Here is a 17,077-nt window from a genome sequence, read left to right on the forward strand (position 1 = left end):
GAGTTTTTTATTTGTGCATTTTCGTGTATGATGATAGGTATGAATGGGGTGAAGCAATGAACGAGAATTCTCAACAATTTAGATTGTTACTAACATTAAAATTGCGACAACTCCATAACGGAGGGCTTGAGGGAATTTCCTATGACGATTTGTATCGTATGTTTACGACGCATATTTGGAAAAACCAAAAACCGACACGCCTTAGTGATTTGGCAGATCAAGTTCTTAATATAAAAGATGAAGATATTATACGTTGGCTCGCTGTAGAATCAAAAATCCAAGGCTACAAATCAACACTCGATGATTTCAAAGTGTTGTTGGATACTGAGGAGCTTTAATGAAAACAAGAAAAGATTATCGACTCGCGTTTATTGGACTCATCCTAACGCTAGGGATGGTTTTTTTTACTTTGGCTATTTCCAGTTCAATTCATACGGGAATAGGTTTTGGACGTGATATCTCAACAATCGTGAAGACAAGTGATGTGCCGTCTCTGAATTCATTTTTGGACAGTCAAACAACACAAAATCGTGAATGGGAACGTAAACAGATATCGGATGATACATTTATCATTACAATTTCAGGCGTTGAAAGTGCGGAAGATTTCCGTAAAGCAATGATATCCAGCGTCGATGATGTAGAGGTATTGCGTCTGGATACCTTTGGCTCGACAACGAAACTTAGTAACAATCAAAGCTTCGTTAGTTTGTATATCATCGCGATCGTTGCATTAACGTATATATTCCTAATTGTAAAATTCCGCTTTGTCGGAATTTTAAGTGCGACACAAATTAGTGTTGCGATTCTTGCGGGTCTTCTATTTATGGATATCATGGGTTATCCGTTTACCAAATCACTCTGGTATACGATTGTCCTTGTTTACCTAATTGCGATGATTCAAACACATGTCTTTAATAGAACACACAATGGTAAGTCCATAGAATCTGTAAATCAATCCAAATTGAGTATGAGACGCGCAGAGATTATGGCATCCAGCTTTGCTGTGATTGCTTTACTCATGTATACATTTTATGGTTATGGTTTTACCATTAATGCATCCTATGTCTTAGTCTTTACGTTTGCATATTTTATGGTTGATATCATGATTTCACAGTGGGCCTTCAACCGAATTAAAAATCACCTTGAACCGGAAGATCTAATCTTTACTGAACAAGACTTCTTCGGTAAACCGAGCCAGCCCCGTCGAGCATTCTATAACATTTTAATTCTAGTAACAGGAATTGTCATTATTATGGGTCTTTTCTCCATCAACAACACACCACGGTTCCACAAGAGTAAGGATTTTGCAAAACAGAATGTTTTAATTGTTCCGCACGGTAGTTCACGTACTTACTTAGAAATAGAAGCTATTTTAAATTCAATTGGAATGTTTGAGAATCAAATTGATTATCAAGTGAGTGAACAAGGCTACATCTGGATTTATTTCGATGAAAATGTAGATACGATTGATTTACAAATTGCGCGCGAATCAATTGCGAAGAAAACCGGATTTGAGAGTTCGTACTACTCAACTGAGTCCATTCCATTTCCATTGGTGCGACCAGAATTCTACCTTACCTACGTTTTAATGTCCGTGGTTGCGATGTTAATGTTACGACTTGTTTACGTTAAAACACCAACAGTAATGGCAGGGATGATCAGTCTTTTGTCGTTTGTCTTCTATGTCCTCTTCTCAATGATTTTCAGTGTTCGTTGGAATCGTGAAATGATTTTTGTCACATGGGCAATACCGTTTATCGTATCCAACATCTATTCCAACGAATTGATGCTCGAAAACAATTTGGATTTTGACAATTTCGTGAATAAATTTGTAACGACAGCATTTATGCTCGGAAGTATACTTGCATCGATTATATCGGTGATACTGATCGTTATTCCACTAACGACAGGTATAGAAATTAGTAAAAATTTCTTCTTTGTGGTCGTATCAATTTTAGTTGCAATTGTTACATATTATGGGCTCTGTCTTCTAAAAAGAAAGGTATTTAAATCTTATGATGACTTCACATCTTAAACATTATGAACCTTTAGTTCAAAAACTCTTTGAAGCACTCGACCTGAGTGATGCACAAGAGTTAGCACTGATTCACCCTGAAACAAAAAAAGTAGAAAATCCAGCAATAGCGCATATTGCGGATTTTTTAAAGTCTGCCGATAAATTGATAATCTGTGGAGATTATGATTGTGACGGAATCGCATCCACGAGTTTGACAGTACTTTTGGCCCGAAAACTTGGTTTAGATCCTGGTTACTATATTCCAGACCGATTTAAGGAAGGCTATGGTGTTAATGTCAAAACGATTGATGCTGCCCATAAAAAGGGATATACGGATATCTTAATAATTGACAATGGGGTTAAAGCCCACGTTGAAATTGAACGAGCACTGTCCTATGGTATGCGGGTTGCTGTTGTAGATCATCATATCATTGAAGAACCACTTCCTATCGAAGCGTTCTTACATCCAGATGTTTGTGAACCCTATGCTGCATCGATGTGTGCAACGGGTTTAATTTATTGTGTTGCAGAGACGATGGGACTTGCTGATGATTACATGCTTTCCCTTGCAGCACTCGCAACGGTTGCGGATGTGATGCCACTATGGGGCAAAAATCGTGAAATCGTGCGTCGTGGTACAAAAGCACTGAATGAAAACCAGTTCAAACAATTTGATAAAATTGTTAAACGAAACCAATATACGCATTATTCTGCCAAATTATTAGCATTTCAGCTCGTACCGAAAATCAACAGTGTTGGTCGAATGGCTGATGTTGCGAATGTTAATACAGTGGTTCGGTATTTTACAACAACAGATGATGCAATCATTAATTCATATTCAAAACAGCTACTCAGATTGAATGATTTCCGAAAAGAAAAAGCGAAACAACTTCAAGCCGTCGCTATGGAGAAAGTGACCGATGATGCCATTCAGATTATTACGGATGCTTCATTTCATGAAGGTCTTCTTGGAATTGTTGCTAATCAAGTTGCATCAGTAACACAAAAGCCAACGTTAGTTTTGACGGAATATGAAACAACACTTAAAGGGAGTGGACGTTCAATGACTCACTCATTGCAGGATATCTTCTCCAGTATTAATCGTGACTATTTTGAAGCGATGGGGGGACACGACTTTGCATTTGGGATGACAATAAAAAAGGAATTTTACTCTCGATTTGTCACTGACATAAGAGCAGTTGTTGATACATTACCGCCATTTGTACAAACGGATACAGCTATCGTTTCGGTAGATCCCAAAGATGTTACGCACAAAGCAATGCGTCAGTTAACCGATTTTGAACCGTATGGCGAGGCGTTTAAGCTACCAAAAGTTAAGATTCCATTACCACCTGTTTATGGACTTGTTAATCTCAATGGTTACGGATTTAAATTTACATTCAGTGATTATCCGATTCAAGAAGCAGTGTTTTTCACGAAACAATATACACGTAACCAACTTGTTGGCAGAACCTATATGATTGGTGAATTAGACTTAAGCAACACACGCAAATTATCAATATTAATCGAAGATATAATTTAAGTGTGTTATGATAAATAAAAAGGAGGAACGCCTATGATACGTCTAAGATTACGCAATACATTGGGGATATTTTTAATTGTGTCACTGATAGTTCCCACTGTCGTTCCACATACATTCAAAGTTCATGCTGAGGTATCAGACGACACAACAGCGACAGAACCCAAAGAAAATCTCACAGATCCAATTATCGTAAACGAAACGCAATTAACATTGGAACAGTTTCAAGCGACAACAATTACCTACTCAATTGTTGATAATAAAGAAGCTCAAGTCACGTTTTCGACAGCAGATGCCAATATCGCAACAATCGATAGTAAAGGGTTTGTCAGTGCAAAAAATCCTGGAACGACAACAGTATCGATTTACGCAGTTATAGAAGGTGAACGATATCAAAAAGACATTCTAGTTACGGTTAAACCCGTTGGTGGTTCGGTAACCTTCGCCCATAATGAAATCTCCTTGAACCGAGGTTCCAGTTATGCACTAGAATATACGCTTTCCGATCCAAACTTAAACCAAAGTGCAATTGTATGGAGTAGTACTAATTCTGCTGTTGCTACGGTAGAGAACGGAACTGTAATGGGTCATAGTATTGGTGAGACAACCATATCTGCTTCTATTGGAAATCAAGTTGCATCGTTAAAAGTAAATGTTGTTGTACCGCTAGAAAGTATTACATTTAATCCCGAATCTCTTTCAATCATTGAAGGAAATAGCAAAGATTTACCAGGTCTCATTTATGTTCCTTATGATACGAGTACAAAACGTCACGTCGAATATAGCGTTAAAGATCCAAGCATTGTCCAGATTGAAGAATCAATGATTGTTGGTCTAAATGTTGGAAAAACTACGATTACCGCGACAGTTAACGAAATTTCTACAGTGTTAGCGATTGAAGTAACACCCAAACAAACTGAATCAGGTGCTGAAATGATTACACTTTCTGAACTTGGGGTGACAAATGATACAATAACCGTTGGACTTCAGAAGAACCAAATAAATGATAAAATGAAACAATCACTGACTATTTCTGAAGACATCATTGCGAAAGCAATCGCAGGAAAGCAAAAAATTATCGTCCAACTTCCAAGTCAGTACTTTGAGAAAAACATGTCACGTATTGATGCAATCAAGGTTCCTGAAGGGTCGTTAGCGACGCTTGCAGATACACCACTAATTGTTGAACTTCAAGCCAGCGAACAAAAGCGAACAGTTGCAGAGTATACGTTTTCAAAACCGCTAACCAAAGATTACAATATGCGCTTTGCGATTGATCCGCTATCTAATACATCACCTTTAAGAGAACATGTTCATGGCAAAGCATTTGATATTCGTTTTCCTAAGAATTTGGATGTAAATGGTGTCAAAGTTACATTTCCAGCTAAAATCTTTGAGTCTAGTGATAGTCAAATTCATTTTGTATATACAGTCAGTGGGTCAGAGTTAGGGAATAATCCACAAACTGTCACGACTGCTGATAAAAAAGTAACGATAGTTCCGCTTGATTCCCGTCTGGTGTTGTCGTTCAATAAAGCATCAAAAACGTCAGACATGACGGTTATTTGGATTCTTGGAAGTATTGTACTTTTATTAGGTGCTGGCTTTGGTTTATTTTATTTTAATCGTTATCAAAAACAGAAAAAAATATGATATAATGTCAATTGCACTATGGAGGACATTATGGAATTAAAAAACTATATTGCTACAATCGAAGATTTTCCCAAACCAGGTATTAAATTCAGAGATATTACGCCATTAATGGCGAATGGTGAAGCATTTGCAGAAGCTACGCGACGTTTCACAGAATTTGCGAAGAAAGTCGGTGCTGACGTTATTGTTGGACCCGAATCACGCGGATTTATCTTTGGATGTCCTGTTGCCTATAACTTAGAAGTTGGATTTATTCCAGTACGTAAGCCAGGTAAATTACCACGAGAAACAGTAAGCTATGCTTATGATTTAGAGTATGGATCCAATGAACTTCATATTCATAAAGATGGCATAAAACCAGGACAAAAGGTCCTCATTATTGATGACCTCTTAGCAACTGGTGGTACCATCGAAGCAAGCGTTGCGCTTGTGCGTGAACTAGGTGGTGAAGTCGTCGGGTGTGGGTTCTTAATTGAACTTGAAGAGCTCGAAGGCCGTAAAAAATTAGAAGGCATTGAAGTCTTTGCAATGATGCAATATTAATAACGAAGTGTAAACTTCGTTTTTTTCCAAATTAAGGAGGGGTAACCATGAGTCAATTCAAAGAAGTGTCATTCGAAACAATGATGGATGAAGTCGGGAAATATATTACAAACCCAGAAAACATCGATCTTATCGAACGTGCGTACACATATGCCAAAGAACATCATGACGGTCAATATCGTAAAAGTGGGGAACCTTACCTTGTCCATTTAGTCCATGTTGGCTATATTTTAGCTGATATGGGAATGTCACCGACAACCATTGCGGCGGGTTTGCTCCACGATGTTGTTGAAGATACAGATGTTACTAAAGAAGAACTAACTGAAGCCTTCTCTGAAGAGATTGCGACGCTTGTCGAAAGTGTTACTAAAATTGGAAATATTGAATTTAAAGATGAGCGAGAGTACCTCGCTGCAAATCACCGTAAAATCTTTATTGCGATGGCGAAAGATGTTCGCGTTATTTTCATCAAACTGGTGGATCGCCTCCATAATATGCGAACGTTACAATATCAAAAACCAGAAAAACAACAGAAAATTGCTGCAGAAACACTCGATGTTTATGCACCAATTGCCCATAGACTTGGGCTTGGAGAAATCAAAAACGAACTTGAAGATTTGAGTTTTAGCTATCTTCACCGAGATAAGTATTATGAAATCGCTCGTCTTGTCGATTCTCGGAAAGCGGAACGTGATGCATCGGTCACAAGCATGATTGAAGAAATTGCTGAGCTCTTGCTTGAAAATAATATTAAGTTTAATGTGTTTGGGCGTTCAAAACACCTCTACAGTATTTATAAAAAAATGAATCAAAAACATAAACGATTTGATGAGATTTTGGATTTGCTCGCAATTCGTATCATTACCGAAACAGAACTAAACTGCTATGAAATCTTAGGGCATATTCATGCAACGTATCGTCCTATTCCAGGGCGTTTGAAAGACTATATTGCGATGCCGAAGATGAATATGTACCAATCACTTCATACCACCATTGTTGGTGATGAAGGCAATATTTTTGAAGTCCAAATTCGTACGAAGCGAATGGATGAAATTGCTGAACGTGGGGTTGCGGCTCACTGGCGATACAAAGAGGGATCCACAAATACGGAAACTAACCAACGTGAAATTGAAGACCGTCTCTCATGGTTTAGAGATTTTAATACCATTACTGAAGGGGTCGATCAAAACGCAGAGGACTACATGAATTTGTTACAAAAAGATATTTTTGAAGCAAATGTGTATGTTATGACACCCAAAGGCCGCGTGATTGATTTACCCAATGGTGCCACACCGATTGATTTTGCATATCGTGTACATACAGAGGTAGGACATCAAACAGTCGGAGCAATTGTTAATGGAACACTCGTGCCACTAAATACGCCACTTAAAACAGGAGATGTTGTTCAGCTGAAAACCAATAAACAGTCTACACCAAGTGAAGACTGGCTTAAAGTTGTGAAAACGACACATGCTCGGAACAAAATCCGAAGTTACATTCAAAAGAAACAGCAAGATGATAAAACCCAATACATCAGTAAAGGCGAAACTATGTTCAAAGAAGAATGTAAACGTCGTGGTGTTGATGAGAAAGAATTGCGTCATTCTAAAAAATTTGAAGCTGCATACAAAGAATTCTCGGTGGCATCGTACGATGATTTGATGTTTGCCATTGCGACGAAATCATTATCATTACCTGCATTGTTTGAACGTCTTGATATTAAAATTCAACAAGAGTCTAGCAAGCTTGACCGTGCTGTAAGTCGTAACGCACTACAGTCTAGCAAACAATCAAATGGAAAAACTGGTGTTCGTGTTCCGGGAATTGATTCCATGATGATTAGTTTAAGTCAATGTTGTAATCCTGTATATGGTGATGAAATCATTGGCTATGTTTCCAAAGGAAGCGGCGTAAAGGTGCACCGTACGGATTGCCCCAATATTGTGAACGAGACATCACGCTTGATTGATGTTTATTGGGAAGACGAACACAGTGGCAAAGAATACGAGGCAGTATTAAAAATTCTGTCCACTGATCGAAGTTTCTTATTGACGGACTTAGTTACGATTGTGTCGCAACTTAAAGTAAAACTTAATGCCGTTAATTCCGAAGTTGATCCTGATGCCATCCATGTTAATACAACCATGCGTGTCGTTGTCAAAGATGCTGATCATTTACGTAATTTAATCGTTAACCTGCGCAAAGTTGATAGCGTTTTACGTGTTGACCGGATAACATTGTGATTGCCTTTTCAAACATACTATGTTAAAGTGATATCAATATTCGAAGAACATGATTAAGTTGTTGAACGTAGCAAAGAGAAGTGCTGGTTGGTGAAAAGCACATGTACGTGAAGCAATGGGACACATGGGAGAAATAACCCTGAAATGAGTAGGGGTTGTCGTATACCTGCGTTAAAGGTTTGAGTAAACAAACAAAGGTGGTACCACGTCGCAGACGTCCTTGGTAGCACCTTTTTATATATTCGAGGAGGAACAGACATGAGTCAAAAATATATTGCACCCCGTGGTACACAAGATGTTTATGGTGCTGAAGCCCGAAAATGGCAAAAACTTGAAAAGATTGCACGTGAGATTTGTGATCGTTACCATATCCAAGAAATGCGTACCCCTATGTATGAACATACTGAAGTATTCAAACGTGAAAATGATGCAAGTGATGTTGTTAACAAAGAAATGTACACATTTGTGATCAAGAATCGTGATGGTGAGAGTCCTTCACTAACACTTCGTCCTGAAGGAACTGCAGGTGTTGCCCGCGCTTTTGTACAACACAAATTGTATGCAACTGGAGGAAGCTATCAAAAATATTTCTATATCGCGCCAAACTTCCGTTATGAACGTCCGCAAAAAGGACGCATGCGCATTCACCACCAATTTGGAGTTGAATTAATTGGTCCAATTAGCCCAATGGTTGATGTAGAAGCAATTTCAGTAGGATTATCATTCTTACATGAAGTTGGATTGAAGAAATTCAAACTCCTGGTCAATACAATCGGAGATGCAGAAAGTCAAGAAAATTATAAAGTTGCGCTACGTGAACATTTCAAACCGCATCTTTCGACAATGTGTGGTGATTGCAACCGTCGCTACGAGCAAAACCCACTCCGTATGCTTGATTGTAAAGTAGATCACGATCACGTCGCAGTTCAAACAGCCCCAACAAACTACGCTTACTTAAATGAGATGTCACGTGAATACTTCGAATCCCTCAAGTCACTACTTGATGCGCAGGGTATCACGTATGAAATAGATAGTCGATTGGTTCGTGGTTTGGATTACTACCACCACACTGTCTTTGAAGTAGTTTCTACAGATGAAAAAGCAGGTGCACAATCAACCATCTTTGGCGGTGGACGTTATAACCACCTCATTGACTATTTTGGTGGTCCGGAAACAGGTGCTGTTGGTCTGGGAATTGGGCTTGAACGCTTGCTTATTCTAGCGGAAGATTCAGGGATTGCGTTCGATACTGAGGACGGTGTTGATGTCTTTGGCATGCCGATGGGAGCTGCATCTAATAATGCGGTCTTTGCAATGATTCAAACATTGCGTCAAGAAGGCTATAGCTGCGACATGGATGTTGAAAACAAATCATTTAAAGCACAGTTTAAATTGGTTGATCGTAATAATGCGAAAATCGCATTATTATGCGGTGATGACGAACTTGAAAAAGGGGAATTCACACTTAAAAATATTGAAACACAGGAACAAATTCGTGTCAGTGCGAACGAAGTTGTAACACATGTAAAAGCATGGTTAGGAGAAAAATAGTATGAATAGAACACATCATAATGGAACATTACGAATGGAACATGTCGGTCAAGAAGTATCACTAGTCGGATGGGTAGCAAAACGCCGAAACTTTGGCTCCATCAACTTTATTGATCTTCGTGACCGCAGTGGAATTGTCCAACTTGTAGTCAATCATGATGAGTACCCAATTGTTGAAGGGATAAAAAATGAATATGTCTTAGCGGTAACGGGAATTGTTCGTGAACGCCAAGATAAGAACCCTAAAATTGCAACAGGTGATGTTGAAATTGAAATCTCAAACGTTGAAATTATCAATAAAGCAGCACAAACACCAATGATTATTGCTGATGAAACAGATGCACTCGAAGAAACACGATTGAAGTACCGTTATTTAGATTTACGTCGTCCAATCATGCAACAACGCCTTGTGACCCGTGCGAAAATCGTGGGTGAAATGCGTCGTACACTAGAGGAACAAGATTTCATTGATATTGAAACACCAATGTTAACTAAATCCACACCTGAAGGTGCTCGTGAATATCTCGTACCATCCCGTGTGCATCCAGGAGAATTTTATGCGCTTGCTCAATCACCACAAATCTTCAAACAACTATTAATGATTGGTGGGTTTGAACGTTATTACCAAGTAGCGCGTTGCTTCCGTGATGAAGACTTACGTGCTGACCGCCAATTGGACTTCACGCAAGTCGATATCGAAGCATCCTTCTTGTCAGAAAATCAATTCCAAGAAATTATCGAAGGAATTGTAGATAATGTTATGGTGAACGTTTTAGGTGAAACCAAACCAGATATTCCTAAAATTAAGTTTGTTGATGCAATGAATGACTATGGAAGTGATAAACCAGATTTGCGTTTTGACATGAAACTAAAAGATTTTGGTGAAATCTTTGCTACTTCCGAATTTAAAGTATTTAGTGATACTTTAACGTCAGGTGGATCATTGAAGGGGTTGATTCTTAAAGGACAAGCAGATGCCATCACCCGTAAAGTAACGGATAAATATACAGACCTTGTAAAAAAATATGGTCTTAAAGGACTTGTTGTCTTAAAAGTAGAAGCAGACGCATTGAATGGATCTGCTGCGAAATTTATTAGTGAGCAAGAACGCGAAGCAATGATTAAAGCGTTCAATCTTGAAGTTGGTGACGTTGTCTTCATCGGAAGTGGTGAATGGGAACTTACTGCTACAGCGATTGGAGCTTTACGCCTTGCTTTAGGTAAAGACTTCGATCTTGTACCATCAAACACATTTGCATATTGCTGGGTTGTCGACTTCCCAATGTTTGCGGAAGAAGATGGCGTATTAGTTGCACGTCACCATCCATTTACAGCGCCTAAAGCTGAAGATGTCGCATTGCTAGATGAAAAGCCTCTAGAAGTAATTGCTCAAGCATATGACCTCGTATTAAATGGTTTTGAGGTAGCTGGTGGATCAATGCGTATCTTCCAACAAGAACTTCAACAAAAACTTTTCCAAATGATCGGATTTACCGACGAAGAAATTCAACGTCGTTTCGGATTCTTTGTGGATGCATTCCAATATGGAACACCGCCACATGGAGGAATTGCGTTTGGCCTTGACCGATTCGCGATGGCATTAACACATTCGGATACAATTCGTGACGTTATAGCATTCCCTAAAAATGCATCTGCACGATGCCCACTTACAAATGCACCAAGCCCTGCGGTTGAAAAACAGTTGAACGAATTACATCTCGAAATCGTTCATGAAGACTAATTAGAAAGAGACCCGAGTGGGTCTTTTTCTTTGCTATTAAAATTAGATGGTTATCTAATGAAGTATTGACACATGTCTAACTATAGTCTACAATATCATTAGAGGTGAATCTAATGATAAAATCATATATAGTTCTAAAGAAGTATCCAGACTTCATCAAAGTTTGGATTGCTGGCGTTATTAATACGTTTGGCGATAGTTTTGATGCACTAGCAATGTCCTGGCTAGTCTACGAGATTACTGGATCAAAATTTTGGTTTGCGCTAAACTTCACTATCAATGCAATTCCGAATCTTATTATTCAACCATTTCTAGGTGTATATATCGAACGATTGTCGAAACGTTGGGTAATGGTTGTAACAGATGTTGGGCGTGGCGTTTTGGTGCTCACACTCATTATGATGACCAACTTAGGGTATACAAATGGGTATCTTATACTTGTGTTTACATTCTTAATGACATGCATGGAGTCATTGCGACAACCGGCAGCAACATCCTTAATGCCACATATCGTTGACGTGGAACATTTTGAATCAGCAACATCACTACGTCAAATGTCTGCGACATTATCGGCACTCATAGGAACATCCCTTGCAGGGATTGTCATTGCGATGTTTGGAAGTATTGCAGCATTGTGGGTTGATGGGATTTCATTCTTTATCAGTGCACTCATCCTCATACGGCTAAAAACAGATGCAAGAAATCGTTCAATCGAAAAACAATCCTATAGCGAGTCACTTAAAGAAGGGTGGGAAACATTTATTCGTCACCCTTATCTTGTAAAGCTAACAGTCGTGATTTTCTTAATGCAAGTATTTTTGACAGGGATTAATATTATCATGACCCCAATCACAATTGAAGTTATCTTTGGTGGACCAGAGACGCTCGCATTCTTAAATATTCTCTTTCTGTTAGGAACCCTGTTTGGGTCATTCATTTACCCAACACTTGCTCAAAAATATAATCCATACACGTTATTTATTGTGTCGGGTTTAGTTGGATGTAGTGGTCTTTTATTAATGGGAACCGTAGGGTATGTTTCCTTTATGACCGCTATGATGGGAATTAGTGTTACAGTTTTAAGTGTTGGATTCGGTATCCTTAATCCAACGATTAATGTATCACTCATGAAATCAGTTGATAAAGATCAACTTGCACGCGTTAGTGCGTTGTTAAATGCAGCAGTTTATGGTTCAATGCCCTTAGGATCACTCATTACAACACTATTAATGACTCAAATTCCATTACCCTTGATAGCAATGACCTATGGTATACTGTTGATATCAATACTCTTGCGATATAAAAATGATCGCTTGATGCAAAGGATGGCCTAATATGGAAATATCAATCAAACCACTCGGAACTGTAACCCAAGAATTACTTCGGTATTTGACATTGCGTTATGAACATAAAGTACCTCTAAACTTGGATACGTTAGATCAGCGTTTTAGTACCAAACAGGATGTTGCACTCACATTGTCGGAAGCTTTTGTTGAGCGTCATCGTTTTATTGAAGCCTACGGCATAGTAGAAAACAATGACTATGACCTAATGTTTAAACCACTTAATGTCAATAATCGTTATTCACTTGCGGAGCTTTTTTGCTTGGTCAAACACTTTGGTAGTGATAAAATGATTGACATTATCAATGAGGCATTGAACACGACGTTTGAAAGTATGCATACAATCTCTCAATTCATCATCGAATCTGATTCCATTCAAGTTGAAGATAAATATCGTCTGAATCTATTGATGCATGATCGAGAGATTGTTGAGGTCGTTTATGCACGAACAATGGATCATTATACAGCGCTAATCGCACAGCTTGATCAACAACTTCCTACAGTAAATACTGCTTTTGAGAAAACCATCGATAAGCAAAAAATGATTGATGTTGTTGCAGGATTTTTTCCGCAAATAAAAAAAATCCCGACTGTTTTACTGACACCAAGTTTTCTATTTCATGATCGGTTGACGATCAATCACACACCTTTTCACAATGAAGTCCAAATTGTTGTTTCGGACATTATGCTGGAGTTAGAACAATTGGAAACAAATCTTGAAGCTACCGAAAAGAGGTTTCAAGATGGCTTGAAAGTTTTAGGGGAGACCACAAAATTTGAAATTTTGAAACGCTGTTTGGAAGAAACAAAGTATGGTGCGCAATTGGCTGAAGAACTGAATATCAGTGGTGCAACTGTGAGTCATCATATGCAAGCACTGTTAAACCTGAGTTATGTAACAGTTGAAATCATAAATAAAAGAGCATACTATCAGACAAATATTGAAAAAGTGAAAGAAGACTTAGCACTCTTCGAACAGATTTTTATACAGAATTAGGGGTGAATCGTGATGCATACACTGGATACACTAATCAAATATGATGTTTTTAAGAATGTGACTGCTGAATCACTTGATGTTGATTTTTTCGCAATCAGTTTTACAGATGGAATGTGCTCATGTTGTCATGATGTCTTTGATTTGCCTGATGATTTGTGGCGACAGGGAAAACCTCGCAAATCATCTGATAATCCAACGTGGATTCTGTTTAATAATGCAGATAATCTTGTTGGCGAAGTAACAGCAGAAATGTACATCAATGATTATACATTCATAAAATACTCTGAAAACCTTCAAAATACATTACAATTACAAAACTTCATCATGCTACTTGAAAATGTACTGAATGAAAACTATAAAATCGATGTTGAAGCCACAGGAATCTCGATAGAGTTTGTAGAACGTGCTGACCGTCTCTATAGGGACAACCTGTATCTTGAAGTGAAAGAGTACAACGAACAATTCCGAAAGGGATTGAAGACTGCCTATTTTACCTAAATGAAACCGGTATATGAATTTAGTTAGACAGAATGAGTTGTAATTTGTTACACTAATCTAGTAAGGAGATATTATGGACAAGAATCTAGAAAAAACAGTTGAGAAAATCGAAAGTGGATTTGAAACGATTTTACGTTTTATCGAGAAATACGGAGATACATTAACAGATGATCAACGAAAAGTATTCCTTGATAAAGTAGTTCAGATTGATGAAATGCTTGAAAAACTTGAAGCAACACAAGATGAACAATAAAAGCTTAAGACAGCTTTATTCTGCGACAAATTAAATAAGATAAAACCTTGACGAAAACCAGTGGGGATGCTATACTTTACGAGCAATAAGAAAGTAGAAGCACTCTTCTCACCTGATGACTGACGTCATAGGTAAAGGCTTAGGTTCTAAATTATAACCTTTGAGTGTGTTCTTATAATATGTACACACTTTTTTATTGTTTCAACACCAGAGGAGGTGAGTTTTATCAGTAGAAGAATGGGACAAGACAATCGCAAGCCAGCTCAAGATGATATGGTGAACGATGCAATTCGCTTTAAAGAATTGTTAGTTATCGGACCAAACGGAGAACAACTTGGTATTTTGATGCGCCGCGAAGCTTTGGAAAAAGCATCTGAGCTAAATCTTGACTTAGTTGTTGTTGCGCCAAATGGTAATCCGCCAGTAGCGAAAATTCTCGATCACGGGCGTTACCGCTATGAGCAACAAAAGAAGGCCAAAGAAGCGAAACGTAATCAACACGTTACTCAAATTAAACCATTGCGTCTTTCTCCAGTTATTGACCAACATGACTTTGATACAAAATTAAAGCATGCTCGTAAATGGCTCGCAGAAGGCACAAAAGTTAAGCTTGATATGCGATTTAGAGGTCGTATGATGACACGTATCGATGTTGGTCGCAAGACAATGAATCGTTTCATCGAGGAGACAAAAGACTTGGGTAGTGTCGAAAAAATGCCTAAACTCGAAGGTAACACAATGTCAGTAGTTATCTCTCCAAATAAAAACTAAGAATATTGAAGGAGGGCTTCAGAATGCCTAAAATGAAAACAAAGCGTACTTTAGCAAAACGTGTAAAACGTACAGGTACGGGAAAATTAAAACGCCAACAAGCATACGTTTCTCACTTTAAACGTCACAAAACAACAAAACAAAACCGTCAATTACGTGGGGCTGTTCTTGTTTCTAAGAGCGACTACAAACGTATTAAACACTTGTTACAAGGTTTCTAAGGAGGACGAATTAAATGCCAAGATCAACAAATTCAGTGGCGTCACGTGCACGCCGTAAAAAGGTTTTAAAATTAGCTAAAGGGTACTATGGTTCAAAACATACGTTATACCGTACAGCGAATGAACAAGTTATGCGTTCACTACGTTACGCTTACCGTGACCGTAAACAACTTAAACGTGAAATGCGTAAACTTTGGATTACACGTATTAATGCAGCAGCACGTCAAAATGACATGAGCTACAGCACTTTAATGCATGGACTTCGTTTAGCAAACATCGATATTAACCGTAAAATGTTATCAGAAATTGCGATTCACGATCCAAAAGGATTTGCTACATTAGTAACAAAAGCTCAAAAAGCTTTAGAAGCGTAAATCTAGCATATGACAGCTGATGCTCGAAAGGTATTGAATGAATTGCTGGTCGATATTTTTAATCAAATTTTGATTATTGAAGAACGCTACCATCGTGTTCATGGCGTAAAACTATCCATGACTGAAGTTCATACGCTTGAAGGCATACAAAATAGTGATACCAAAATGATGAGTGATGTTGCAGCGCGCCTTAGGATTACCCAAGGAACGCTGACAACAACAATCAATCGTTTAACTCACAAGGGATATGTGTATAGAGAACAAGACGTGAACGATAGACGTATCTATCGTCTCGGATTGACTGAAAAAGGGAAAGAAGTTATGGATATCCATAACCATTTCCACGAAGAAATGGTAGATAGATTACTTTTACATATTGATGATAGTAGTAATCTTATTGATTCTGTTAATCAGATCAACTCCTTCTTTAAAGACTTGTACGATATCTAAAAAAACTCCCGAAATCATTGGGAGTTTTTATTATGTTCGGTGATGCATTCGAGAAGACGAGTGTACTTTAGTTCCGCAATGTCATTATATATTTCATCATGGTGGTGTGCATACATCATTTGAGCCCATTCACACCAAATCAGGTGATGTGAGACTTCAAAATGCCATAACTTGCTCATCATTATGTCGTTGGGTTGGTAACCAAAGTAAGCCTCATAAAAAATACGACGTGATTGCGTATCTTGAATATCATTTTCAGTTAGAAAGGACATGATATCAAAGTAGGGGTCATTATCCATCGCATACTCGTAGTCAATTAAATAATGGCGTTGATTTGAAAATAGTAAGTTGCCCTCTACAAGGTCATTATGGCAAAGTCTGACGTTTGAAACCATTGCTTGGGTTTCTTCGAGTAAGTATCGGTAAGGAATTGTATTATACTTTTGGTAGGTATTCCGAGTTTGGAAAAGATCGTATTTATTAATTAAATCAAAACGAATTCCGGATTTAAGATTTGCATCATGCAAGGTCTTGATGAGGACTGCGGCATCAGCCAAATGATCAGCCCTATATGTATGGGTGTTTGGAACATATTCACTTATTTTAATGCCTGTATTTGGGCTATAAGCATAAAGCGGTGTATCGAGGTTGAGGGGTTCGATAAGTGCGAGTACATGGGCCTCATGATGATAGTCAAACAACCCTGCATTCTCGGGTTTTGGCATTCGTACAACAAATTCTCCTTTATTCGTAAGGACATGATAATTCGCATTCGTCAGTCCAGAAGGAATGTAATCCTCGGACAATACCTCTAAATCGTATTGAGTTTTTAAAGTTTGGTATGTTTTCATAGTGAAATTATATCATAAATGGTATAATTTC

General features: G+C 38.2%; 17 protein-coding genes and 1 other annotated feature. Of the genes, 16 read left to right on the plus strand and 1 reads right to left on the minus strand.

What is annotated here, in order from left to right:
• Nucleotides 1–56 precede the first annotated feature (56 nt).
• From GVV22_RS00220 to GVV22_RS00295, 16 genes are all read left to right on the plus strand, one after another.
• On the plus strand, nt 57–338 hold the full coding sequence (locus GVV22_RS00220) for a post-transcriptional regulator (protein ID WP_159648216.1): 282 nt from the start codon (nt 57–59) through the stop codon (nt 336–338).
• Entirely contained in the window at nt 338–2,035 is a 1,698-nt protein-coding gene (locus tag GVV22_RS00225; RefSeq protein WP_159648217.1) for a hypothetical protein, read from the plus strand. The genes GVV22_RS00220 and GVV22_RS00225 overlap by 1 nt, the downstream gene beginning before the upstream one ends.
• On the plus strand, nt 2,016–3,560 hold the full coding sequence (locus GVV22_RS00230) for a single-stranded-DNA-specific exonuclease RecJ (RefSeq protein ID WP_236261895.1): 1,545 nt from the start codon (nt 2,016–2,018) through the stop codon (nt 3,558–3,560). Before GVV22_RS00225 ends, GVV22_RS00230 begins: the two co-directional genes overlap by 20 nt.
• A gap of 33 nt (nt 3,561–3,593) precedes the next feature.
• Entirely contained in the window at nt 3,594–5,210 is a 1,617-nt protein-coding gene (locus GVV22_RS00235; protein ID WP_159648218.1) for an Ig-like domain-containing protein, read from the plus strand.
• A gap of 30 nt (nt 5,211–5,240) precedes the next feature.
• On the plus strand, nt 5,241–5,753 hold the full coding sequence (locus GVV22_RS00240) for an adenine phosphoribosyltransferase (RefSeq protein WP_159648219.1): 513 nt from the start codon (nt 5,241–5,243) through the stop codon (nt 5,751–5,753).
• 47 nt (nt 5,754–5,800) lie between these two features.
• Nucleotides 5,801–7,996 carry a RelA/SpoT family protein gene (locus GVV22_RS00245; RefSeq protein WP_159648220.1) on the plus strand — a complete coding sequence of 732 codons (2,196 nt, stop codon included), beginning with the start codon at nt 5,801–5,803 and terminating at the stop codon, nt 7,994–7,996.
• A gap of 258 nt (nt 7,997–8,254) precedes the next feature.
• Entirely contained in the window at nt 8,255–9,547 is a 1,293-nt protein-coding gene (gene hisS / locus GVV22_RS00250) for a histidine--tRNA ligase (protein ID WP_159648221.1), read from the plus strand.
• 1 nt (nt 9,548) lies between these two features.
• Nucleotides 9,549–11,288, plus strand: coding sequence for an aspartate--tRNA ligase (aspS, locus tag GVV22_RS00255; protein WP_159648222.1), 1,740 nt, complete (start codon nt 9,549–9,551; stop codon nt 11,286–11,288).
• A gap of 113 nt (nt 11,289–11,401) precedes the next feature.
• Nucleotides 11,402–12,622 (plus strand): MFS transporter, encoded by a 1,221-nt coding sequence (locus GVV22_RS00260; RefSeq protein ID WP_159648223.1) that lies wholly within the window; start codon nt 11,402–11,404, stop codon nt 12,620–12,622.
• Between the two features lies 1 nt (nt 12,623).
• Entirely contained in the window at nt 12,624–13,628 is a 1,005-nt protein-coding gene (locus GVV22_RS00265) for a helix-turn-helix domain-containing protein (protein ID WP_159648224.1), read from the plus strand.
• A gap of 12 nt (nt 13,629–13,640) precedes the next feature.
• A complete protein-coding gene (locus GVV22_RS00270; RefSeq protein ID WP_159648225.1) occupies nt 13,641–14,126 on the plus strand; it encodes a hypothetical protein in 486 nt (161 codons plus the stop codon).
• Between the two features lie 73 nt (nt 14,127–14,199).
• On the plus strand, nt 14,200–14,379 hold the full coding sequence (locus GVV22_RS00275; protein WP_159641491.1) for a hypothetical protein: 180 nt from the start codon (nt 14,200–14,202) through the stop codon (nt 14,377–14,379).
• Nucleotides 14,380–14,464: 85 nt separating this feature from the next.
• Nucleotides 14,465–14,580: a sequence feature (ribosomal protein L20 leader region), on the plus strand.
• Nucleotides 14,581–14,616: 36 nt separating this feature from the next.
• Nucleotides 14,617–15,150, plus strand: a complete 534-nt coding sequence (gene infC, locus GVV22_RS00280) for a translation initiation factor IF-3 (protein ID WP_201287539.1) — start codon at nt 14,617–14,619, stop codon at nt 15,148–15,150.
• Nucleotides 15,151–15,173: 23 nt separating this feature from the next.
• A complete protein-coding gene (gene rpmI, locus GVV22_RS00285) occupies nt 15,174–15,371 on the plus strand; it encodes a 50S ribosomal protein L35 (RefSeq protein WP_159637922.1) in 198 nt (65 codons plus the stop codon).
• Between the two features lie 14 nt (nt 15,372–15,385).
• Nucleotides 15,386–15,745, plus strand: coding sequence for a 50S ribosomal protein L20 (gene rplT, locus GVV22_RS00290; RefSeq protein ID WP_159637919.1), 360 nt, complete (start codon nt 15,386–15,388; stop codon nt 15,743–15,745).
• A 9-nt stretch (nt 15,746–15,754) separates the two neighbouring features.
• Nucleotides 15,755–16,195 carry a MarR family winged helix-turn-helix transcriptional regulator gene (locus GVV22_RS00295; protein WP_159648226.1) on the plus strand — a complete coding sequence of 147 codons (441 nt, stop codon included), beginning with the start codon at nt 15,755–15,757 and terminating at the stop codon, nt 16,193–16,195.
• Nucleotides 16,196–16,209: 14 nt separating this feature from the next.
• On the opposite strand, the gene GVV22_RS00300 is transcribed toward GVV22_RS00295, so the two are convergent.
• Nucleotides 16,210–17,046: a choline kinase family protein gene (locus GVV22_RS00300; protein ID WP_159648227.1), complete on the minus strand. Its 837-nt coding sequence runs from the start codon at nt 17,044–17,046 to the stop codon at nt 16,210–16,212.
• Nucleotides 17,047–17,077 lie beyond the last annotated feature (31 nt).

Source organism: Erysipelothrix aquatica, assembly GCF_009828825.1.
GTDB lineage: Bacteria > Bacillota_I > Bacilli_A > Erysipelotrichales > Erysipelotrichaceae > Erysipelothrix > Erysipelothrix aquatica_A.